The sequence below is a fragment of the Pseudoalteromonas sp. M8 genome (assembly GCF_018141365.1).
Taxonomy (GTDB): Bacteria; Pseudomonadota; Gammaproteobacteria; order Enterobacterales; family Alteromonadaceae; genus Pseudoalteromonas.
This window is the reverse complement of the sequence record NZ_CP047239.1, coordinates 1,221,789-1,243,730: the sequence shown is the minus strand read 5'-3', so window position 1 is coordinate 1,243,730 and position 21,942 is coordinate 1,221,789. Positions and strand designations below refer to the sequence as shown.

Sequence of the window (21,942 nt, the reverse complement as noted above, 5' to 3'; positions counted from 1 at the left end):
AACTTAGGTTAAATAAAACTAAAGTCGCCAACAAAGACTTGGCTGTCGTTGGAAACTTGGGTAAACCACTCTTTTAGGCTTTCAATTGCAGCGGTTGTTTTTGCTGCAACAGTATTGCGGTGTGGCGTCACGGCATAAACACTATATTCTCTTAATGACCACTCAGTACACAATCTCTTTAGTCTACCTGATGAAAGGTGGTGCCTAATTTCTGGTTCAGGTAAAACACCATAGCCGATGCCATCTAGCGTTAGCTGAATGCAAGCCTGCATATTATTCACCATAAAACGTGCTGTTGGCAGCGCCACTTGCTGATGAGTTTGTTGATGGCTCAAATGATAGGGGTTTTGTTTGCTACTCGAATGACCAATCAAAGCGTGAGGCGCTAAGCTTTCTGGGTGCGATATATTGAGTTGTGCCAATGGATGGTGGCAACTAACGCAGGGGATAAGTTGCCAGTCAGCAAGATGACGAGCAATGAGGTTTGAGTCCTGTAAAGGGCCTATACAGATAGCCAAGTCGACACCTTCAGTAATGATGTCAATGGGCTCGTCAGTCAGGATCAAATCGACTTTTATTTGTGGAAACTGTTCACTCAAATAGCGCAGTGGCTTACTGAGTAGCCCTCCTCCAAACCCGATGGGGGCAGAAATCTTCAATATGCCAGATGGCGTATGTTGTAATAACTCAAGTTCATGCTCTGCCTGTTCTGCGGTTTGCAGTATTTGTATCGCGGACTTGTAATAGATAGTACCAGCTTCAGTGAGTGTTAGGCTGCGAGTATTACGATTAAATAAACTTAGGCCTATGTCTTGCTCTAATTTACTGATCTGCTGGCTAACGGCTGAGGTGGTCATGTGCAATAAGTCAGCGGCTTTGCTCATACTGCCTGCTTCTACTGTTTTGGCGAACACTTTAAGTCCGCGAGTCAATTTTTGATTCATTGTTAAGCCCTGCTTAAAATACCTTTAAGAAAAATCGCATTGCTCCAAAATACGCAATCATCATAACATTACAAATGAAAATAATTGTTATTTATCTTGTATTCTATCATGGAGGTTTCTCGATGTTGATGGCCTGTCGTAGTTTGGCGCCACTCTCTTTAGCTGTTGCAGCTGCCCTGCCTTTTTCCTCACTTGCACAAAGTGATGCAAAATCAGAAATAAAAGAAGAGATGGAAGTGATCGTCGTATCCGCTTCTGGATTTGAGCAACTGCTAAAAAATGCGCCGGCGTCTGTTAGCGTTATCAACCAAGAGGAGCTACAGCAGCGCTTTTATCGAGACCTTACTGATGCCATGACAGATGTTCCCGGAGTTGTAGTAACTGGAGGCGGAGACAGGGAAGATATTAGCCTTCGCGGCATGGGCAGTCAGTACACGCTTATCTTAGTCGACGGGCAAAGACAAAGTTCGCGTGAGACTCGGCCAAATAGTGACGGTCCAGGTGTTGAAGGTGCATGGACGCCTCCTGTTGCTGCCATCGAACGTATCGAAGTTGTACGCGGGCCTATGTCTTCGCTGTATGGCTCTGATGCAATTGGTGGCGTAATTAACATTATCACTAAAAAAACGCCTGACGAGTGGCATGGAGAAGTCAGAGTTGACGCCACCAGCCAAGAAAACAGTCGCTCAGGTGATATTTATCAGGCTAATTTCTTTGCAGCAGGCTCGCTAATCAAAGATACCTTAGGGGTACAAATTTACGGCCAAACTACGCACAGAGATGAAGACGAAATCGTGTCTGGCTTTAGAGGTCGCGATGCAGATACGCTGAAGGTAAAACTGGCCTATACACCATCAGATGAACACGAATGGTTATTGGATTATGGTATTGCTTCACAAACGCTTGATGCGACGCTAGGTAAAACAGTAGCACCGCTTGCGCCAGGTGAGCCGTGTGGCCGCCGTGGTTGTCCTGAGTCCACTACAACCGAATACGATAGTGAGTCAATCTCTTTGACGCATAACGGTTATTGGTCATTTGGTAGCTCTCGTAGTTACCTAAAACATGAAGAGTTTGATAATAAATCCCGCGAGATGACGGTCAAAAACGTAGACTTCCAGTCTCTTTGGACGTTACCGCTTGGCGAGTCTCATACTAGCTCAATCGGTGTTGCCTATCTTAATGAAGATTTGACCGACAAAACCAGTAACCGCATTAGTGATTTGCAGCAAGTTGACAACGATCAGTGGTCGGTATTTGCTGAGGATGAGTGGCGCATCGTTGAGCCATTTGCCCTGACTATGGGCCTACGCTACGACAAAGACGGTAACTTTGGCGGCCACGTTAGCCCGCGCTTATACGGTGTTTATACTGCATCAGAGGCGGTGACGGTTAAAGGTGGGATCTCAACCGGCTTTAGAGCGCCGAACTTGCGTCAAAGTACTGCGGCGTGGGGCCAAGTGAGTCGTGGTGGCAATATTTATGGAAATCCAGAGTTAAGCCCTGAAACCTCAATTAATTACGAGGTAGGTGTATACGTTGAGCTTGCTAAAGGGATCAGCACCTCAGCAACGGTATTCTATAACGAGTTTGATGATAAAATTTCACGGGTTTCGTGCCCACTAACTCAATGCACGGACGGCTCTAACGAGTTTGGCTCGTTACCGACAACCTATGTCAACGTTGATGAAGCCGTAACCCAAGGTGGTGAAATTAGCTTCTCGGGTCAATTGACGGAAAAACTAAAGCTTAGCGCAAACTATACCTACACAGATTCGGAGCAAAAAACCGGAGTGTATGCTGGTAGCCCATTAAACCAGTTACCTAAACATTTGTTCCAAACTTCGCTTAATTATCAGTATTCGGATGAGCTGAGCACGTGGTTACGCTTCCATTATCGTGGTGAAGAAAGCCAGCCTGTAACAGGGCCTTCGCAAAGTAGCTTAGTCGCACCTTCGTATAACCTAACTGATTTAGGTGCAAATTATCAACTGAACGAAGCAATTAAGCTTGGATTTGGGATTTACAACCTCTTCGATGAAGAAATTACTGAAGCAGAATACGGCTACTTTGAAGATGGTCGTCGCTATTGGGCTTCATTGGCGTGGAGCTTTTAATGACACGAGCTCGCTCAGCGGCTAAGTCGTCGAATCGGCGACTTAAAAAGCTGTTTGATTGGCGCACTTGGCATTGGATGAGCTCTGCCGTGTGTTTGGTGGGAATGCTGCTGTTTGCCGTGACTGGGATCACCTTAAATCACGCAAGCCAGATAGAAGCTGCACCTACTACATATGCTAAAGAAGCGGTGCTGCCAAGCGCTTTGTTGACCCAGCTTAACGCGGCGGCAGAGCAAACAGCGCTGCCACACAGCTTTCAATCTTGGTATCAGTCACACACAGGCTCGGCGTTACCTGCACTACAGCAAGTGCAGTGGAGTGAGTACGAATTGTATGTTGCGCTGCCAAGAGCTGGTGGCGATGGCTGGTTTAGCATCGCCCTTGATAGCGGTGAGTTTTATCAAGAGATCACGGATCGTGGTTGGGTATCATACCTTAACGATCTTCACAAAGGACGTAATACAGGATTTGCATGGCGTATGTTTATTGATGTGTTTTCAGTAGCTTGTGTAGTGTTTTCACTCACAGGGTTATGGCTTTTATACAAGCATTCTCGAGGAAGAAAGTCGACTTGGCCGCTCGTAGCAGCAGGCTTTGTATTACCTGTTTTAGTGCTGATGGTACCCGCGCACGCTAAAGCTGATGAAGTTGAAATCACTATCCCGCGCTTAAACGTTGCGGAATATCACCCACCTTATGTAGCAGTATGGCTGGCAGACAGCAAACAACAGCGAGTTGCCGATATTGCCGTTTGGTATGACGTTAACATGGCCGATAAAGAGGGTGAAAAGTGGCTAAAAGACTTACGCCTTTGGTGGCGTAGAAGCGGCCGTAGCCTATCCATGCCTGTAGATGGCGTGACTGGTGCGACAAGGCGTCCAGGTACGGCAAAGATTGATTTAACCCCTTGGCGCGATGAGTTTAAAGCTTTACCTGCGGGTGAGTACACGCTGTTTGTAGAGGCTGCTCGTGAGCTTGGAGGTCGTGAAGTATTGAAACTGCCAGTGACCTTACCTATCACTGCGCCTGTCACTGTGATTGCAGAAGGTAAATCGGAACTCGCTACAACAATTTTAACAATGGAGCCTTAATCGTGAAAATTTCAACGTTAGTTTCTGGTGTCTTAGTTGCCTTAGCCGCATATAGCCCGTTAAGTGAAGCACACCGAGTATGGATAAAGCCAAGTACCACCGTGGTATCTGGTGACAGCGAATGGATCACGTTTGATGCTGCCATCGCCAACGGGATCTTTAACCCAGATCATTATGCTTATCCACTAGAGCGCCTATCTGCACTGTCTCCTTCTGGTAGCAAGGTTGAGCTTAAGAACGCCGCAAAACTTAAGTATCGCAGTGTGTTTGACATTGAGCTCAATCAGCAAGGCACTTACAAAGTGTTTAATCAAAGTCGCTCGCTGGTGGCGCGCTGGACTGATGAAAACGGTGAAAAGCATTACTGGCCAGGACGCGGCAAAGTTGGTTCAGTAGAAGCCTTTAACAAAGAAGTACCAAAAACGGCAAAAGATTTAAGTGTGACCGACGTTGCAAGACGATTAGAAGTATTTGTAACTTTGGGCGCACCAAATAATACCGCGCTTAAGCCAACCGGCAAAGGGCTAGAACTAAACCCGGTTACTCACCCTAATGATTTGTACACCGGTGAACCAATTACCTTGCAGTATACGATGGATGGTGAACCTGCCAAGGGTGCAGAAGTGATAGTGGTACGTCAGGATGAAAAGTACCGTGATAACAGTCAACCAAGCAAATATACAACGAATGCCAAAGGTGAAGTGACGCTAACACTATCTGAGCCAGGCATGTATTGGTTTGAAGTGGAATATGAAGACGACAAAGCACAAGCACCCGCCACAAAACGTGCCGGCAGCTATGTCACGACCCTCGAGGTATTACCGCTTTAATCCATCGTCCCCATGTGGTTTGAGACGTGCAGTCGTCTCAGCCCATTTAATTTAGTGGTCATAACAGAGACGCCACTAAGTGCCCAAAGGGGGAGGCGTTCCTTCCTCCCCCTTTTCTTCCTTCTATGACTATTAATCACGCAGCGGTAGAACTTTTATGTTGGTAAGCTGACTGCAAAAATACTCATTGTGAGAGACCAGTATAAATCCACAAGGAAGCTGATTAAGCATGGCAGCAAGCTCTTCTTGTGCTTCGAGGTCGAGGTGATTATCCGGCTCGTCAAGCAATAAAAAGCCTTGCAGTTGCACGGCCAGCACGATGGCCGCTTTCATTCTCTCGCCACCACTGAGACTCGTGATAGGTCCTGAAATCTTATCTAGACTCAGACCAACGCTTGCAAAGCTGGTGATGATATTATGATGTGGCGTGTCAAGTGAGCGCTCGGCAATATCTAAAACGCTATGGCCCTGTTCAAGCCAAGCGCAATGCTGATCTAAGTAAATACATGTTGTTGGGCGCTGGATTTCTCCGCGCTTTAACTCTAGCTTACCTGCAAGGGTTTTAAGCAAGGTCGATTTTCCGATGCCATTTTCTCCAATTACCCTGAGCTTTTGTGTTGTATCCGCAAAAAGGTTCAGTGTCTTTTCCGGTCCAAAGCACAGTTCGGCTTCACATAAGCGGAGCTTTTCTTTCGCTCGCAGAGCTGAATTAAAATGAAACTGCTGTTTGTCTTCTCGATAGTAAACTGCATTTTTCTTAACCCTATCTTGAGCTTGCTGAATTTTATGGGTTTGTCCGGCATGACGCTTACTTCCTCTGTCTGACTTAAAGTCAGTAACCAGTTTACTTTGGCTACCAGCGCGCACTTGTGCTTTTCCTTTACTGGCCTTCCGTTGATGTTGCAGATCCGCTGCAATCATGGCTTGTTTAAGTGCTTTTTGTGCTGCGCGATTTGCCAAATGTTGTTGTTTTTGTCGAGCTTGAGTTTGAAGGAGTGTCTCTCTGAAGGCGTCAAATCCAAGCGAGTGATGAGTTAGCTCCCCCTGTTTTATGTGCAGTATATGGTCGGCTGCATCCAATAAAATAGGATCGTGTGTGACGGCAACCACACCATGTTTGTGGTGCTTTAGCTGCTCAGCTAGCCAGTGCTTATTGACGCTGTCCATGTGGTTACTCGGCTCATCCAGTAATAGGATTGCAGGCTGAGATTGTAGTATCTCAATATAAACACGCATTCGCTCTCCTGGACTAAGCCTTGTAAAGGGGGTTTCCAAAGTGAGTTCTAGCGGTGCAAGTGTTGCTTGCCAACTTGATTCTAACTGCCAATCATCTGAGATTAAGTCAAAATCGTGCTCAGAGGCTAACCCCTGATGGGCTCGATGCAGTGCTACTAGCTTCTCTTTAAGCCCGAGTAGTTCAGAAACGGTGGTAAAGCGGTTAGTCGCATCTTGTGGGAGATAGAAGCATTTTCCATGGCTTTGTCGCTCGCCCGAGGTTAGAGGCTGTTCACCGGATAAGACTTTGAGTAAGTGTGATTTGCCCGCCCCATTTGGGCCCGTTATCGCAATAAATTGCCGCTCTATTGTTAAGTCGAAATCGCTAAATAAACATTGACCATTTGCAAGCGTCAAGTTTGCTTGCTTTACCTGTATCCAAGGCATCATTAATGCTCCTAGTTGCAGCAGTGCAAAAGGCTAAAGGCACAAAGACTCGTAAAAGCGGTAAAAAGTAAAATAGAAAATGAGAGTCTATAGATTGGTCTGAGAAGCCTCAAAGATAACCATAAGCCTTGCACTGGAAATTAATAATAAGTTCGTCAGTTACAAAGGGCTTAGTTATTCATTGTGATGGCAACTCCTAATGAGGAAATAAAACGAATAGAGGCAAATAATTAGCGATAAATCGTGCCCACGCTTATTTTGCAGGCACAAGGGCCTGTTGATCTTTGCTGTTTGACTTTTGTTCTCCTGAGTGTGTTTTGGTCGCGACGCTCGACTTGCCGCCTAGTAATCTAGGCAAAAGTTGAGCAACAATGAACAAAGCGCACTCAGGTGAACCCAAAGGGCAGCGCTTGATTAGCATTTCTTCTGTGTTGCCCCACAAGGATGTGGGGTAAGGTGACTTTGCAGGAGCACAAAGTCTTTATCGCCTGACTCACATAGAATAACTATGCTACGCAGGCTCTGCCTTGTATAAATACCAATCAAACTGCTGCAAAAACAAACTTGAAAGATACACAGGCCCTAGATTAAATGTCAAGGCGCGGAATTGATTAAATTACAATTGAATGGGCATAAATGGTTTGATTAAGACGCCGACCACGAGGGCCAGCAACACACTGACAAGCGTGCCCAACATCACGTATTCGGTGAGCTTTCTGTCTTGGCTTTGGGTTAGATCGCCAAAGCGAAATACCGATTTAGCGGCGAGAATAAAGCCGATAGCAGCCCAGCTATCCAGTAACATGCAGCTCAGTAGTAATACACGTTCAAGTTGACCAATTAAACTTCCTGCTTGCGGCAGGCTATCAAGAGCTGAATTATTGAGTTGCCAACGCTCAAGCAGCATGCTGGTGAATATCGATGCAGGATACAATACCATTAAATAGCCCACAACCAATATTAGCAGCTGGACATTAGCAAAAGGCTTTGCAAAGGCACTGAGCGCAATTTCAGGCTCAGCAATGTGCCAAGTGACGGCCACTAATATGGCAATATGTGCACATTGATCTAGCACAAAAGGAATAACGCCTTTGCTAGAATAGGATTTAGCTAAGTCGATACAATAGTGGCTAATACCTACCGCTAGCGCAAAGAGCAGCGCATTCCACTGTGCTCCCCAAAACAAAGTCGACTGCCAAAGTAGGATGATTGCAAGTGCAGCCCCGCCATGCGCGACACTATGCCACAACAACTTGATGGACTTATAGTGACGGGTATTTCTGTCATGCACCCAGCTCATAGGTTGGAGGTAAAAGTCAGTGATTGTGTGGCCTATTACTAACCACAATAACAATACTTGCCATTCGTTCATTAAGTCCACCTCGTGATATTTAAGTGTTGAGCATTCGACTATTGGTGTGAGCGTGCAATTGCTAAAAATTGGTCTAATAAAGCATAGTGTGCGCTATTGAGTAATTTAGTTACGTTCACCCGACTGGTGTTGAGTTGTTTTGCAATATCGGCATGGCTCAACTTAGGGTGTGAAATATGAATAAAAGCGGCCTCTGCTTGTTTTTGGGTTAAGTTCGAAAGTAATAAATCCACAAATGCCAGATTTAGTGCAAAGTGGGCATTACTGTCATTGTTATACCTGAGTCTTGCTTGTCCAATTGCGTCCAACCCTCGGCCCGCAAGTACCAGCGCAGCACCTGTCGCGGTTGATAAATCTGCTGCTGTGATATTAACGTCACCGATCGCGAGGCTGAGTCTGGCATCGCTATGTCGGCTAATTAAAAACAATCTTAGCTGTAATGCCACATTGAACAGTTTCGTAGCATCTGGCAACACAAGCTGAAAGCCGTCGCCGCGGTAAAAACTATAATAGCCCTGTTCCACAGTCGCTATTTCAGCTAAGTAATCCTTTAACTCGCTTTGCAGCCTTGTAAGTTGTAATTGTGACAGTGACTGTGAGCCGACAATGTCTGCTGTGATCACCGCACCTTGAGGTATTGATGCCATAAAGGTAACTTAATTTGGTTACATTTAAATAAGTAACTGATATTGGTTACATTGATTTTGGTATGAAGCTGGATAAAAAGCAAGCAGTCGCTAAGGTTTGTTCGCTTTGGTAGTATTTTACCAAAGCGAACGCAGGTATGGAGGTAGACAAAGCTCCCGCATATGTGAGAAATAGACGTTTATTAACTGTCCTTAATCTTACAGGTCGCTAAAGCTTAAGTTTTTGATTTTGTTTATTTTTACCCTGTTTATCCTTATACTGATAATTATAATAATTGGCATTGTTAGCGCGTGCGCTAGGCATACTGGGGATTTATGGTAGAACAATATTGGGTTGGTGATTTTTTTGTCGATTTATCACGTAACCAGATTTCACACCAAGGTGAATGTCAAACGCTTGCACCAAAGGCTCTGGCGGTGCTCACTTGCTTGGCTCAGAATCAAGGCAAAGTGATGAGTCTTGATACTTTGCTTGATACAGTATGGCCAGATACCGTGGTCTCTCCTAATACTTTGCAGCGTAGTATTGCGCAATTGAGAAAGGCGCTTGGGGATGATGGTAAGGTGCAAGCTTACATCCAAACGCATGCTAAAAAAGGGTATAGCTTAGAGTGTGAAGTACGTTGGGGAGGGCAAACGAGCGAGCTGACGAATGCTGAGCCGCAACTCGAGGTGATGCCAATCCCTGAACCTGAAATGCAACAAGATAAGCACCTCAATCAAAGTTGGAATAAACACCTTTATGTGTTTGTTTTACTCGCCTTCACTATTTTGCTTGGGGCTATTGGCTATCAATATTTTTCCACCAAAAAACCTTCACCACTGTTCTTTGATACTTTGCGCTCATTGACCGCAACTGACGACAAAGAATTTGATGCAAGCTATTCCCCAGATGGTCAGTACATTGTTTTTCACCGCTATTTAGATAAGTTTTGCGATAATAAGATATGGGCAAAAAAGGCGGATACCCAACAAGAGATCCTGCTCACAGAGCGCTTTGGAGCATACGGCAGGCATAGTTTCTCAAAAGATGGTGAGCAGTTGCTGTTTTTGGCCACCGACGCTTGTAGTGGCGAACCAGTTACACAAAAGCGCTGCTACGACCTTGTAACTCTCGATTTTACTAAGGCATTGGAAAGCCCTCAGCAGCCAAAAGTTATTCTCCAGTGTAAAAACTCGGTGGTTGATAAGCCTATCTGGCTGAACGATGGCAATGTGGTATTGAAGCAAAAACAAGGCGAGCGCTGGAAGCTGATCAATTACTCCATTGACGGCGAAAGCGGTGTCGATCTTTATATCGTAGAAGACGGGACGTTGATTGATTACGCCTATTCTCCTCAAGATGATTTAATCGCGGTCAGTAGTATTCATGCCGATGGCCTACATTATATCGATATGCTAAAACCTGACGGTGAGTTGCTCTCTAGTCATCAGATCCAGCGGCCGCCGGAAATTACTAAATTTCACGATATCTACCCAAGTTTTGACCCACTCAACCAGCAATTGATTTTTAGTACCGGACGTCAGCTATTTAGTCTGACTTATGACGGGCTTGTGAGTAAAATTCAATTGCCGTTTTCGGATCGAATGAGGCAGCCTGAATTTCGCCCTGATGGCAAAAGTATACTGATGATCAAAGGACCTTACGACGGTGATATCGTAAAATTACCACTGACACAGTTAGCACAAGGCGCTCAAACATACACCAGCTTTGCACGAACCAACCTTGGTGAAGATCAGGCTGTTTTTCAGCCTGATGGAGACTTAGTGGCATTTTGGTCGGAACGCTCAGGTACTGAACAGGTGTGGCTAAGCGATGGCAATAACACGCGACAACTGACTAACTTCCCGTTAGATACTTTTATTCGCGGGATCCACTGGGCTGAGGATGGCCAAAGCATATTGGTCAGTGCCAGTGGTGTACTGACACAAATTGCTTTAGATGGTAGCTTGACATCTTACCCGCACGCCTACCCTGTTTTACGCTTATATCAATGGAAAAGTGCAACACAACGTGCACTAACACAGATTAGGGTAAAGGGAGAAATGAAGTTAGCTGCTTATGATTTTGCTCAACAATCGTTTCAAATATTGACGCAGCAACCTGTGCTGTGGGCACTTGAAAGTGAACACGGTAAAGTTGTGTATAAGGATAGACTTGATCAGTTTTGGCAAATAGGCGCTGTTGAGCCTCAGCGGATCAATGCACTAGACAATCAAGGCGGCAGAGGAAAATCTTTTGTAATGCGCGGCAATGGGATATATGGCGTCAATGAAGACAATCAACTTTGGTCCTATGATTTAGACAAAACGTCGTTTACCATACTCGGCGAAGTGCCTACCAGTGTCGACTATCTCACCGACATTAACGACAACGATGTGCTTTTGATAAATCGAATATCGGCCAAGAAAGAAGTGGTAGAGCTTACGGTTGCGAATCAATAACTGGAGTATCAAAATGAGCAAATTAGCTCAATATCAGCGTTTTAGGCAAGAGCTAGGGCTATTGCTCGCACAATACAAAGGCCATGGATTTGTACTTGGTTTTCTGCTAAACCTCAGTATTTGGCATATTGCATCTCAGTTTGTAGCTGATCCCTTTGTCTCTAACTTTTGGAATCAAGTATTTGTTTCCTTGCTCTTTTCTGCGGTTTTTTGCCTGCGTGCAGAACGAAAACCAACTTAATTTACTTACTGAAAAGAAAGGCACAACACGCATGTGCCTTTTTACAGCAAGCGCGGCTATAAACAATATTGTGAAATGATCTGATATACTTGGTTGATATTGTCGCCCGCTTTAAATTCTTTACTAATTGGTGTTGGGTCTGAGCCAATCCAGATTTTTAATTCCGCATCAAGGTCGAAGTGACCCGCAGATTCTTTGCTGTATTTTGTGATTTTGCTATACGGAATGCTGAGCATTTCTACTTTGCTGCCCGTCATGCCTTGCTTGTCGATTAAAATTAGACGCTTGTTGGTAAAAATAAACAAGTCGCGGATCACCTTGTAAGCTTGTGCAACTTCTTCTCCAGCAATTAATGTATCTGCTAATAACTTATCTACTTCGCTACTGTCTACTTCGCTTGCATTACCGAGCAGACCACTTAATAGTCCCATTGTTGTTCTCCGTTTTATTTCAATTCGTCTTAGGCTGATCTCAAGATAGTGCTTAGGTCGAAATGAATTAATGATGAAAGTGCAAAACCAGCATAGAAAAGCGCGCTGATTTTGCCAAATAAATAACCTGAGTTTGGAGTAAGGAGTTAGCTTATATCTCTTATTAAACAAATTTTGCCATCGCGGAACGCAAACTCTGAGCGGCCTTGCAAGGAGATGCTTTGTCCTGCTTTCATGCCATTGGCTAAGTCTTGGGCTAATTTAGCTTTGTAGGTTACATGAACAATAAACAGATCATTGTCTTGCGTGGCAGCGGTTAAAGATTGATTGCGTTCTGAAAATAACTTAGCAGACTGATTTGCTAATTCTGCAAATTCCATTTTACTGGTTGTACGCGTTGTAATTTCACCATTGGCAAGATTCTCAAACACGACATCATCCGTGAGCTGAGCTAGCATTCCCGGAATATCAAAATGATTGTAGGCAGAGATATAGTTTTTCACTAAGGTTTCCATTTTTTCCTCCTTGGTGTAATGGATGCTAATAAAAATTTAGATCGGTTTGTTCAATTTCGCACACTCTTTTTACCACTTTTTGCTGTGCCATCATTCGCATAAATCGGCCCAAATGTGCATAGTCTTTTGGCGCAGTATTAAACCCACTTGCCCAATGGGCCAGCATAAATAAATAATAATCACAAAGCGTGAGCTGTTCACCAACTAAGTAGGTGTTTGTTGCTAACTGCTTGTCGATAAGTGCAAACATGCCGCTGACTCGTTGCTCAGCGGCTTGAGACATGGTCTTGCTGCTCTTTGGTGACAGCTGATATTTTTCAGGATAGAAATACAACATGAGTTCTGGCTGAACCGTCGTGGTTAAATAAAAAAGCCACTGATAAAACGTGGCTCTCTGTGGGGTTGCTGGCGCTGGGATAAGTTTTCCTTCAGGGTGCTTTTCGCATAAATGCAAACAAATTGCTGCACTCTCAAAGATGATTTGGTCACCGTCGACCAATGTCGGGATCCGTCCTGTAGGATTGAGTTCTAAATAGGTCGCAGACTTTTGTTGTTGCGTTTTTCTATCGACCAAGAGCAGTTCTTTTTCTAGTTGTAGGTGCTCAAGTACGAGATGTGGTGCCCAACTGGCATTACGAGGGTAGTAAAACAACTGATACATCTTTTGCTATTCCTTGACGATACTTTTTGTTAGCGTGCAATTGGTATTAGATGGTTGCAACTTTTATGGAGGCTGTAAACCGTTATTTTGCTTTTAGCTGGGAGAATCAAAAATGTATATTGGCAAGCTGTCGAAGCAAACTGGGCTGTCAGTCAAGGCCATTCGCTTTTATGAAGAAAAAGGGCTTATTCCTACCCCGGAGCGTGTTGGTAAATATCGCGTCTATTCTCAAGTAGATGTCGATCTGCTGTTATTAATAAAAGAAGCAAAATCGCTCGGTGTGTCGATTAAGCAATTACAGCAAGTGATTGAAATTAAAGGGCGGCAAGTCAACTGGGTCGAAATCAACACATTTTTAGTCGAACTCAAAGCATCCTGCATAGAGCAAGTTGCGCAGCTTCAGCAAAAAATACAACGTATTGAACATTGCATCGCATCACTTGATGAATGTCCACAGATAAAACTATCCTAGTCTCAGGTAGAGTAACTTGACTCTCCCGTTAAGGGGAGACAGTACACTCGTTTCTCAGTCATGTGATAAGGAAACGACGATGAAAAAAATACTGCTACTAAACGGTAACCCCAAAACCAAAGGCCTGTGCCACGCTATCACCACAAGTTATGAGCAAGCTGCAAGCACCCAACATCAAGTACGCAGAATGGATCTTAGTGAGATGCACTTTGAAATCAATTTGATGTATGGTTATGAAGCGAGCCAACCATTAGAGCCATGCCTTAAGCAATTCCAAGAGAACTTACTGTGGGCGCAGCACATTGTGATAGTAAGCCCAATTTGGTGGCTGGCGTTACCAGCCAAGCTCAAAGGGCTAATAGATAGAACGTTACTTCCAGACTTTGCTTTTAAATACAGTGAGGTCGGCACTGAAATTGAAAAGCTTCTACCGCATAAAACCGCAAGAGTCATTCTCACCTCAGACACGCCGCAAACTTATTTGCAAGAAGTTGCTGCTGGGCTTATGGCTCAGCTAGAACATGGGACATTGGGATTTTGTGGTATAGAGCCAACTCAACATACGCTATTTGGCCCTGCGCACTTAGCAACGCCTGAGGTAATTGATAACTGGCTGAGTGAAGTAACAAGTCTAGCCGTGCGAGGTGAGTGAATAAAAACACATAACTTCTATTGCTAAGCTTATTTTAAATCAAAATTTGCAATGCCGAATGTTGCTATCTTTTACACCAAGATGGCAACTTGGGCGGAGTGTATGCGAATTTGGAGTTTATTACTTTTTGCGTTTCCATTATTGGGAGCAGCAAATGAGCCAATTCTGCCACTTGAGCCTGCAATAGGGCTTGATGCCGATAAAGTCAGCTTGGGCAGATCACTTTTTTTTGATAAGCGGCTTTCCCGAGGAAACCAAGTCAGCTGTGCGTCATGTCACCAATTACCCAGTCATGGCGCGGATGTAAAGCCCCTTTCCAGTGGCGTTAATGGCGCACTCGGTGAGCTAAAAACTCCAACTGTTTACAATGCGGCTTTTAATATTCGTCAAGCATGGGATGGCCGTGCGCAATCGCTTTATGATCAAATCGACTCACCCATCTTAAACCCAAAAGAGCATGATATGACTTGGCCAGAAGTCGTTGCCAAGTTAAATCAAGATAAAACGCTGGTCGCGCAATTTACTAAAGTGTACTCGCAAGGAGTAACGCAGCACACGGTAAAAGATGCAATAGCGACTTTTGAAGGGTCGTTAATCACGCTTAATGCGCCGTTTGATTTATGGCTTAAGGATAACAGCATAGGATTACCTAAGTCGGCTATTGCCGGTTATGAGTTATTTAAACGGTATGGTTGCATTAGCTGTCATCAAGGGCGCAATGTTGGTGGCAATATGTTTGCCAAAATGGGCACCTTTGGTGATTATTTTGGCGATAGAAATACACCAATTCAAAAAGCGGATTATGGCCGTTTTAACGTTACCGGCAACGAGCAAGATCGCTTTGTGTTCAAAGTACCGAGCTTGCGACTTGCTAGCAAACAAGCATACTTTTTTCACGATGCTAGTCATAGCAGCCTAGAATCCGCCGTTGCGACCATGGCCAAATACCAACTTGGTCGCAATATATCAGACTCCGATATAAACAAGCTAGTTGCCTTTATTGACAGTCTAGCAGGACATCACCATGAAATGGATTTGGAAAACCACGAATGAAGAATAAGGCTTTCATTGGTGTGCAAGCGTTACTGCTGTGCGCGCCAATTGCGCTGTTTGCGTATTTTTACTCGCAGCAAGAGCTCAGCAGTCAAACACACCAAGCACGAGTTACCCTGCTCTTTGAAGCCAAAAGTATTGATGCCAAACTGGATGCCGCGGTGTTACAAATGCTTAGTGCACAGCTCAATCAATATGATGAGTTAGCGCAATTAGCACATGCAATCGACGCTTTGAATACACCACAGCGAGATGCATTATTTGCAGAAGCCACGCCCGACATTCGACAGCAATTTGATGCCTATCGTCAGCTACTCAGCAATAAAGTATTGCAAGTCGAATCCATTAAAACAGCGGCAGCAAATATTAAAAACAGCCTGCTTTATCTCCCCGAGTTGCTAATCGAGCTGGAGCAGAGTGAGCCCGAACTGGCAACCCACGCCAATAGAATGCTTGCTAATTTAATGTTGGGTCAGCTCTATGAATTTGTCGCAGAGCCTTTAATGACCATCAACTCTGAAAATGGCTTAGAGCAGCTTATCTATCAGCATTTTAACGTCGCGCTTGCTAACAGTGCAGAATTAAAAAAGGCAAAACAACGCTTTTTGTCTTTGCCGAGTGATCAAGCTTTTTCAGCCCTTTACGCGGCATATAGCCAGCATCACAGTGAAACCATAGAAAAAACCAAGCATCAAAGTGAATTGCTTTTACTGCTGACCATTGTGCTATTTTTGCTCTTGATTGTGTTTGCAAATCGGCTTTATGTGGCCAAAAATAAAATTCTGAGCACCAGCCAAACTTTGTCTGATGCCGTTGCGCGTTTAACCGAAGGCTTTGCTCTTTTTAGTCGCAGTGGCAATTTGCTGCTCTGTAACAGTGCTTGGCGTAATCATTTTGCAATTGCCGATAGCGAAAAAATGCCACGCAAGTTAGAAGAGTGGCAGCAGCAGTTTGGAGAAATTTTTAACTCCGACGCCAATTTGCATCAAACCGAATCTGGCGCTTGGTTACAGGTAAAACAAACGAATACACACAACAATGGCCAAGTGTTTGTGAGTGTTAATGTTTCCCTTTTTAAACAAGCGGAAGAAGAGCTTCGCAAGTGGGGCCATGCCATTGAGCAAAGCCCCTCTTCTATTGTGATCACCGATCCTCGTGCTCGCATTGAATACGTTAACCCTAAGTTTGAACAAGTTACTGGGTATTCACTTGAGGATGTGAAAGGACAAACACCCAAAGTACTAGGCTCCAAACAAGGATTTACCGACTACAAAACGCTGTGGCAAACCATCAAACAAGGCAAAGTCTGGCGTGGTGAGTTTTACAATCGCCGTAAGTCTGGAGATTACTATTGGGAGTACGCGTCTATTTCCCCGATTAAAAACCAGCAAGGGGAAATCATTAACTTTATTGCGATCAAAGAAGATATCACTGCACAAAAAAGCGCAAGTGCACAGCTTAAAACCGCAGCGGCGGTATTTAATGCAACGCAAGAAGGGATCATGACCACCAACGCAAAACTTGAGATCACCGCGGTCAATCCAGCTTTCACCAAAATTACTGGATACGAAGAACATGAAGTGCTCGGTCAACGACCTAATATTTTAAGTTCAGGTAAGCATGACAAACATTTTTATGAGCAGATGTGGAGCACCCTCAACTCGCACGGACAGTGGGCAAGTGAGATCTGGAACAAGCGTAAAGACGGTACTTTATATCCAGAGTGGCTAGCAATCAGTGTCGTGCATGATGACAAAGGGCTGGTGCAGCAATACGTTGCTATATTGTCTGATATGACCGAGCGCAAAGCGCAAGAAGAGCAGATTGAATATCAAGCCTATTACGATGTGTTGACCGGACTGCCGAATAGAACGCTATTACTTGAGCGCATTGAGCAAGATATTAAACGCATGAGCCGTACTCATCATCAAAGTGCAGTGTTATTTATTGATTTAGATAGGTTTAAGCGTGTCAATGACACCATGGGTCACGAGGCCGGAGATGCCTTACTTATCTCCGTAGCTAAGCGCTTAAACGGCCTGCTGCGTAAAAGCGATACCTTGAGCCGCTTTGGTGGAGATGAATTTGTATTGTTATTGAGCCAAATTGCGCACCCGGATCATGCTGCTCAAGTAGCCGATAAAATTGTCAAAGCACTGAGCGAACCATTTGTGATCAACGGCTTTGAGGTATTTACGGGGGCAAGCATCGGGATCGCGATTTTACCAAGTGATGCAAAAGATCAAAAAGAGTTATTACGACTTGCCGATTTAGCCATGTATAAAGCAAAAGAAGCGGGACGCAATCAGTATCACTTTTTTGCTCAAGAAATGCAGCAACAGGTGAATCGGCGAGTTGAGCTGGAGCAGCTGCTCCGAGCTGCGCTTGAACATCAGCGCTTAACCGTACATTACCAACCTATTGTCGATACGGTGTCGGGTAAATTATATGGTGTCGAGGCGCTCATGCGCTGGCCAACTGATTTCGGCCAGTATATTTCTCCTGCTGAATTTATTCCTGTCGCTGAAGAAAGCGGTATTATTGCTCCTCTTGGTGAGTGGTTACTTGCTAAGGCATGTAATGATATTCGCAGATTAAATAAAGCACTTGGCATGAATTGTTATTTGACGGTAAATGTCTCGAGTCAGCAATATCGACTTGGCTTTAACGCCACTACCATTAAACAAATCATACAGCAATCAGGCTTTCTTCCAGAAAATCTAACGCTTGAAATCACAGAAAGCATCTTACTTGAAGATGATAAAGCCGTAACTGCTTGGCTGCAAAGCCTGCGGGCAACGGGGGTCAACTTAGCAATCGACGATTTTGGCACTGGCTACTCTTCGCTTAGCTATCTTAAACGCTTCCCCATCAATATATTAAAGATCGACCGGGGTTTTATTCAAGATATAGATCAAAACCAAGATGCGGCCGTTTTGGTCAACGCGATTTTGTCGATGGCGGAGAGTTTATCGCTCAAAGTGATAGCCGAAGGCGTAGAACAACAAGGACAACTAGATTGCTTAAAAGACCTTGGTTGTCAGTATGTACAAGGATACTTTTATGCCAAACCAATGGCGGTTGAAGGATTAATCGACTGGGTTGAGCAATTTGCCATTGCATCGGAGCGAATACCTCCCAAACTGTGGTTGGATTGAAGTGTGTGGTTGTTAAATTGCAGTATGGGGTGTTGTGATCCAATGAGAGCTGATATCTGGGCCCGTGAATGGGTTCCCAATCAAATGGCAATCCGTTCTAGATGGGTTGGCAAAGCTGTTTAGCTTTGCCAACTACTCAACGCAAAATTGCAGTTAGTAAAATTAAGATCTGTAAAAGTAGGCAAAGTACATTGGTAACAATGATTGCCATTCGCTGAAATCTCAGCCCATACATCAGCCAAAAACTAAACACCAACACATACCCGATTAAAAACGTAAAGGACAAGTTGGTTGGGCCTTGGCGCTCAAGTTCGCTGAGTAGCTGGCCGAATAATGCGATAAAACCGATACCGCCGAAGAATACACCGGCGAAATCCCAGTAGGTATCTTTCGTTTGATAAAAGCCTGTCAGCCATGTTTTCATTCGCTTACTTCCTCTGATAAGTAGATATCCTGATAGTGATTGATACGGGCAACAATATGGTCGTGGTGAATTGTGCAAAAACGGTTAACCACGACTACGTCACAGCCTGCGCTAAGTGCGGATCTTACCCCTTGATCTGAGTCTTCAAATGCAAGACATTTAGAGGCTGCCACTCCCAATCGTTTGGCCGCCAATAAAAATGGCTCAGGGTGAGGCTTACCTTGCCCAACATCATCTGCGGTAATTAATATTTTAGGAATAGGTAAACCTGCTGTGGTGAGTCGTGCAATTGCATTGTGGCGATTTGCAGAAGTTGCAATGGCCCATTTGCGTTGCTGTGCTTTTATTTCGCTTAAAAACGATTTAGCTCCAGGAATGGCTGCTACGGTATGGGCAAGGTTGGCTTCAGCTTGTTCCAACAGCTCGACTTCATGCTGGCTATCTAAATGCGGAGTAAATTGTTCTATAAAGTCTTTGAAACGTGCACCTCGGCCCGTTGTTAATACCATTTCCAAATTGACATGATGTTTCTCACACCAAGGCGCGACGGCCTGTCGTACTGCAACTTCAGAATCAACAAGTGTGCCATCCATATCGAATATCAATCCCTGATAATGGTTCAGGTTGAGTGAATTAAGTGCCATTTTTACTCCTTATGATAATGTTTCATGCATAAACAGGCGTTTGTTGATATTAAATCGGCTTTATCGTGCATATGTGTGCAAATAATACGCTTGTATCTCGATCTTTTTCAAGTAAAATTACGCAAAAACATGCAGGAACATGCAATGCTATTGGCAGAACGTCATCAATTCATTCTCGATCAGCTTAATTTACAAGGGCGGATCACCTCAGTGTCCTTGGCGCAAACGCTTGATGTGAGCGAAGACACAATCCGTCGGGATTTAAACAAACTTGCTGAGCTTAAGCTCCTGCGGCGTGTTCATGGTGGCGCTTTAGCGCTGCAGGATAATACTCCTGACTATATCGAGCGTTTAGATAAACCCGATACCAGTAAAATTCGTTATATTGAACCTGCCTTAGCGATGCTCGTGCCTGGACAAACGATAGTGATTGATTCTGGCGAGACGTGCCGTTATTTAGCACAACACTTACCTAAAAATATGCCGTTGACTGTGGTTACGGGTTGTCCACTGATCGCCAAAGAGTTGGCCTATCATTCGCTGGTGGATGTGATTGTATTAGGCGGTCCTATGTTTAAACCAGCAATGCGGGTGGTAGGCATGACGGCGATCGAAATGGTGAAACGGATCCGTTTTGATATTGTTTTTATGGGGATTTGCTCGTTCCATATTCACCACGGTTTTAGCGCGAGCTATATAGAAGAAGCGGAGATCCTTTCTGCTACTATTCGTCAGAGCGACCACACTGTGATTATGGGACCGAGTCATAAACTAGATAAAGTCGCTACTTATCAGATTGTTACAGCTAACGAAATTGACACAATTATTACCGATGAAGAAATCAATCCAAGCTTAAAAAAGCAGATTGAGTCGCTAGAGATAGCGCTTACTTTGGTCTAGGTTAGTTGCATTAGGTTAACAAGTTTATATCGGCTACTTAGCAGCTAGGGTAGCCGACTTACGGTCGAGCTAAACAGCTACATATCTAAGGTTTTAATAAGGTAAAAATATGATTGTTATAGAAACGTTCATTTTTGAATATGGCGCGTTTTAACACCGCTTCTTGCTCAAAACCTGACTTCTCTAGTAGCTTCATTGATGCATGATTGTCGTCAAATACTGCGGCAAAGATCCGTTCAATATTGGTCTCGTTAAATACCTCTGACGTAATGTGTAAAATGGCTTTATGAGTAATTCCTTTACGCCAATGGCTTTTTGCGAGCCAATAGCCTATTTCACCAGAACGCTCATATTCAAACCCGCCAGGGTTAACACCTATACAGCCGATAAGCTGCTGACCATCGCAAATCGCCCGAACATAGCCTTGTTTACTGCCTTCATTTACCCACCACATGGCATCTTGCTCGGTGTAAGGTTGCGGAATTTTTGTTGATAAATACCGAACGACATCGGGATCGTTCAAAATCACGACCATATTGTCAACATCATTGGCTTGGAACGGTCTTAGTTTGAACATTGAGCTCTCTTTCAATAAATTTAAACGTAAATTCATCAATAAGTTACCATTCCCTTTCGAGGTATACAATGCGTGCTTTGTGTAGAGAAAAGTAAGCTGGGGTTGATTGTCGTCATCGGACTTTATTTTGCGTATTTTGATTGCATTAAATAACGTTAATTATTTTAGACGAGGAATGCACAATACTAACTTCAAGCCTTGCACCGCAAATTCTTCAACTGAGATTACCTAACCTGAACTCGGGATAAGAAGTTAGTTAAGTTACTAAAATATCTAAGTTCAGGTTACCTATATTGTTTTTATTTTGTTTGCCCTAATAAAGAGAGTGAGATTACAAATTAATTGCAAAGGATTAGGAAGAAAAAACGATGGATAAAAATACCTTAATTGAATTGGTGACTGAGTACTTTAAAAAGATTGATGTTGGAGATTCAAGCTATTTAGACCTATTTCATGATGAAGTGACTTTCTTTTTTCCAAAGTTTGGTGACGCTGTTGGTAAGCAAGCATTACTTGAGTTTGGCGATAAAATTGGCAGCTCACTCAACAGCATTTGGCACGATATTGCGCATTTTAATTTCATTGTGTCTGGAAAAACTGTTGTTGTTGAAGGGCGCGAAGGCGGTGTGATGCGTGATGGTACGCACTGGCCTGATAATCAAATTTCATCTGGCCGTTTTTGTAGTGTGTTCGAATTCTCTGATAACTTGATCACAAGAATGCATATTTATGTTGATCCAGACTTCTCAAGCCAAGATAGTGATAGAATTTCAATATTATCGCGCTAATGTTGAGCGTTTTGATAAAGAAAAGGATAGCTGAATTATGGTTTTCTCTGAAAGTGAAAAAAATACCTTACTCGCACTCAAGGGAGTCGGCCCAACGGTGATAAAGCGTTTTGAAGAAATCGGTATTTGCAGTTTGAGCGAACTTGCGACTTATGAAGTTGAAGAAATAGCTGAGCGGGTCGCTTCTATGTTGCAAACAACTTGTTGGAAAAACAGCCCGCAGGCCAAAGCTGCCATTCAAGCTGCAATCACGAAAGCACGTAAGATGAACTAGCGTGTAAAGCCCCTTTACGGGCTTATTTAAAGTAGTCTGGTAAA

22 protein-coding genes are annotated in these 21,942 nt (G+C 44.0%); 12 read left to right on the top strand and 10 right to left on the bottom strand.

Features of this window, described 5'->3' with window-relative positions; all coding sequences use genetic code 11:
- Positions 1 to 8 precede the first annotated feature (8 nt).
- A complete protein-coding gene (locus tag GSF13_RS05085; protein WP_010605554.1) occupies positions 9 to 944 on the bottom strand; it encodes a LysR family transcriptional regulator in 936 nt (311 codons plus the stop codon).
- A gap of 122 nt (positions 945 to 1,066) precedes the next feature.
- Between GSF13_RS05085 and GSF13_RS05080 the strand changes: the two genes are divergently transcribed.
- Genes GSF13_RS05080 through GSF13_RS05070 form a run of 3 tightly spaced genes read left to right on the top strand, consistent with a single transcriptional unit; the run spans position 1,067 to position 4,982 of the window.
- A complete protein-coding gene (locus GSF13_RS05080) occupies positions 1,067 to 3,061 on the top strand; it encodes a ligand-gated channel protein (protein ID WP_211865988.1) in 1,995 nt (664 codons plus the stop codon).
- Positions 3,061 to 4,152, top strand: coding sequence for a PepSY-associated TM helix domain-containing protein (locus GSF13_RS05075; protein WP_010605556.1), 1,092 nt, complete (start codon positions 3,061 to 3,063; stop codon positions 4,150 to 4,152). The genes GSF13_RS05080 and GSF13_RS05075 overlap by 1 nt, the downstream gene beginning before the upstream one ends.
- Positions 4,153 to 4,154: 2 nt before the next feature.
- Entirely contained in the window at positions 4,155 to 4,982 is an 828-nt protein-coding gene (locus GSF13_RS05070) for a DUF4198 domain-containing protein (protein WP_010605557.1), read from the top strand.
- 132 nt (positions 4,983 to 5,114) lie between these two features.
- Here the strand turns inward: GSF13_RS05070 and GSF13_RS05065 are convergent, their stop codons facing one another.
- The 3 genes from GSF13_RS05065 to GSF13_RS05055 form a co-directional block, all read right to left on the bottom strand.
- Positions 5,115 to 6,647 carry an ATP-binding cassette domain-containing protein gene (locus GSF13_RS05065; RefSeq protein ID WP_249122650.1) on the bottom strand — a complete coding sequence of 511 codons (1,533 nt, stop codon included), beginning with the start codon at positions 6,645 to 6,647 and terminating at the stop codon, positions 5,115 to 5,117.
- Positions 6,648 to 7,260: 613 nt separating this feature from the next.
- The gene (locus GSF13_RS05060) at positions 7,261 to 8,016 is read right to left on the bottom strand and encodes a DUF3307 domain-containing protein (protein WP_211865448.1); all 756 of its coding nucleotides are present in this window, start codon (positions 8,014 to 8,016) and stop codon (positions 7,261 to 7,263) included.
- A gap of 38 nt (positions 8,017 to 8,054) precedes the next feature.
- Positions 8,055 to 8,663: a hypothetical protein gene (locus GSF13_RS05055; RefSeq protein ID WP_174169136.1), complete on the bottom strand. Its 609-nt coding sequence runs from the start codon at positions 8,661 to 8,663 to the stop codon at positions 8,055 to 8,057.
- A 315-nt stretch (positions 8,664 to 8,978) separates the two neighbouring features.
- Between GSF13_RS05055 and GSF13_RS05050 the strand changes: the two genes are divergently transcribed.
- Together GSF13_RS05050 and GSF13_RS05045 are read left to right on the top strand one after the other, a co-directional pair.
- On the top strand, positions 8,979 to 11,108 hold the full coding sequence (locus tag GSF13_RS05050) for a winged helix-turn-helix domain-containing protein (protein WP_211865446.1): 2,130 nt from the start codon (positions 8,979 to 8,981) through the stop codon (positions 11,106 to 11,108).
- A gap of 13 nt (positions 11,109 to 11,121) precedes the next feature.
- Positions 11,122 to 11,349, top strand: a complete 228-nt coding sequence (locus GSF13_RS05045; RefSeq protein WP_211865444.1) for a hypothetical protein — start codon at positions 11,122 to 11,124, stop codon at positions 11,347 to 11,349.
- A 56-nt stretch (positions 11,350 to 11,405) separates the two neighbouring features.
- Here GSF13_RS05045 and GSF13_RS05040 read toward each other — a convergent pair whose 3' ends face one another.
- The 3 genes from GSF13_RS05040 to GSF13_RS05030 all read right to left on the bottom strand — a co-directional run bounded on the left by GSF13_RS05040 (position 11,406) and on the right by GSF13_RS05030 (position 12,956).
- Positions 11,406 to 11,780, bottom strand: a complete 375-nt coding sequence (locus GSF13_RS05040; protein ID WP_010605565.1) for a PH domain-containing protein — start codon at positions 11,778 to 11,780, stop codon at positions 11,406 to 11,408.
- A gap of 146 nt (positions 11,781 to 11,926) precedes the next feature.
- The gene (locus GSF13_RS05035) at positions 11,927 to 12,295 is read right to left on the bottom strand and encodes a nuclear transport factor 2 family protein (RefSeq protein WP_010605566.1); all 369 of its coding nucleotides are present in this window, start codon (positions 12,293 to 12,295) and stop codon (positions 11,927 to 11,929) included.
- A 25-nt stretch (positions 12,296 to 12,320) separates the two neighbouring features.
- Positions 12,321 to 12,956 carry a glutathione S-transferase family protein gene (locus GSF13_RS05030; RefSeq protein WP_211865442.1) on the bottom strand — a complete coding sequence of 212 codons (636 nt, stop codon included), beginning with the start codon at positions 12,954 to 12,956 and terminating at the stop codon, positions 12,321 to 12,323.
- 112 nt (positions 12,957 to 13,068) lie between these two features.
- Here GSF13_RS05030 and GSF13_RS05025 point away from each other — a divergent pair, with 112 nt between their 5' ends.
- The 4 genes from GSF13_RS05025 to GSF13_RS05010 all read left to right on the top strand — a co-directional run bounded on the left by GSF13_RS05025 (position 13,069) and on the right by GSF13_RS05010 (position 18,291).
- Complete coding sequence (locus tag GSF13_RS05025; protein ID WP_102058166.1) at positions 13,069 to 13,428, top strand: MerR family transcriptional regulator; 360 nt, start codon at positions 13,069 to 13,071, stop codon at positions 13,426 to 13,428.
- 79 nt (positions 13,429 to 13,507) lie between these two features.
- Positions 13,508 to 14,080 (top strand): NAD(P)H-dependent oxidoreductase, encoded by a 573-nt coding sequence (locus tag GSF13_RS05020; protein ID WP_211865440.1) that lies wholly within the window; start codon positions 13,508 to 13,510, stop codon positions 14,078 to 14,080.
- Between the two features lie 102 nt (positions 14,081 to 14,182).
- Complete coding sequence (locus tag GSF13_RS05015; protein WP_211865438.1) at positions 14,183 to 15,133, top strand: cytochrome c peroxidase; 951 nt, start codon at positions 14,183 to 14,185, stop codon at positions 15,131 to 15,133.
- The gene (locus GSF13_RS05010; RefSeq protein ID WP_211865436.1) at positions 15,130 to 18,291 is read left to right on the top strand and encodes an EAL domain-containing protein; all 3,162 of its coding nucleotides are present in this window, start codon (positions 15,130 to 15,132) and stop codon (positions 18,289 to 18,291) included. Before GSF13_RS05015 ends, GSF13_RS05010 begins: the two co-directional genes overlap by 4 nt.
- A gap of 136 nt (positions 18,292 to 18,427) precedes the next feature.
- Here GSF13_RS05010 and GSF13_RS05005 read toward each other — a convergent pair whose 3' ends face one another.
- A complete protein-coding gene (locus GSF13_RS05005; RefSeq protein WP_019647463.1) occupies positions 18,428 to 18,715 on the bottom strand; it encodes a hypothetical protein in 288 nt (95 codons plus the stop codon).
- The gene (locus tag GSF13_RS05000) at positions 18,712 to 19,359 is read right to left on the bottom strand and encodes an HAD-IA family hydrolase (RefSeq protein ID WP_174169129.1); all 648 of its coding nucleotides are present in this window, start codon (positions 19,357 to 19,359) and stop codon (positions 18,712 to 18,714) included. The genes GSF13_RS05005 and GSF13_RS05000 overlap by 4 nt, the downstream gene beginning before the upstream one ends.
- Positions 19,360 to 19,503: 144 nt before the next feature.
- Between GSF13_RS05000 and GSF13_RS04995 the strand changes: the two genes are divergently transcribed.
- Positions 19,504 to 20,259 carry a DeoR/GlpR family DNA-binding transcription regulator gene (locus GSF13_RS04995; protein ID WP_010605574.1) on the top strand — a complete coding sequence of 252 codons (756 nt, stop codon included), beginning with the start codon at positions 19,504 to 19,506 and terminating at the stop codon, positions 20,257 to 20,259.
- An 85-nt stretch (positions 20,260 to 20,344) separates the two neighbouring features.
- On the opposite strand, the gene GSF13_RS04990 is transcribed toward GSF13_RS04995, so the two are convergent.
- On the bottom strand, positions 20,345 to 20,836 hold the full coding sequence (locus GSF13_RS04990; RefSeq protein WP_029215811.1) for a GNAT family N-acetyltransferase: 492 nt from the start codon (positions 20,834 to 20,836) through the stop codon (positions 20,345 to 20,347).
- Positions 20,837 to 21,204: 368 nt separating this feature from the next.
- Here GSF13_RS04990 and GSF13_RS04985 point away from each other — a divergent pair, with 368 nt between their 5' ends.
- Both GSF13_RS04985 and GSF13_RS04980 read left to right on the top strand, forming a co-directional pair.
- Positions 21,205 to 21,624, top strand: coding sequence for a nuclear transport factor 2 family protein (locus GSF13_RS04985; RefSeq protein ID WP_010605576.1), 420 nt, complete (start codon positions 21,205 to 21,207; stop codon positions 21,622 to 21,624).
- Positions 21,625 to 21,661: 37 nt separating this feature from the next.
- Positions 21,662 to 21,898 carry a helix-hairpin-helix domain-containing protein gene (locus GSF13_RS04980; RefSeq protein ID WP_010605577.1) on the top strand — a complete coding sequence of 79 codons (237 nt, stop codon included), beginning with the start codon at positions 21,662 to 21,664 and terminating at the stop codon, positions 21,896 to 21,898.
- Positions 21,899 to 21,942: the final 44 nt, after the last annotated feature.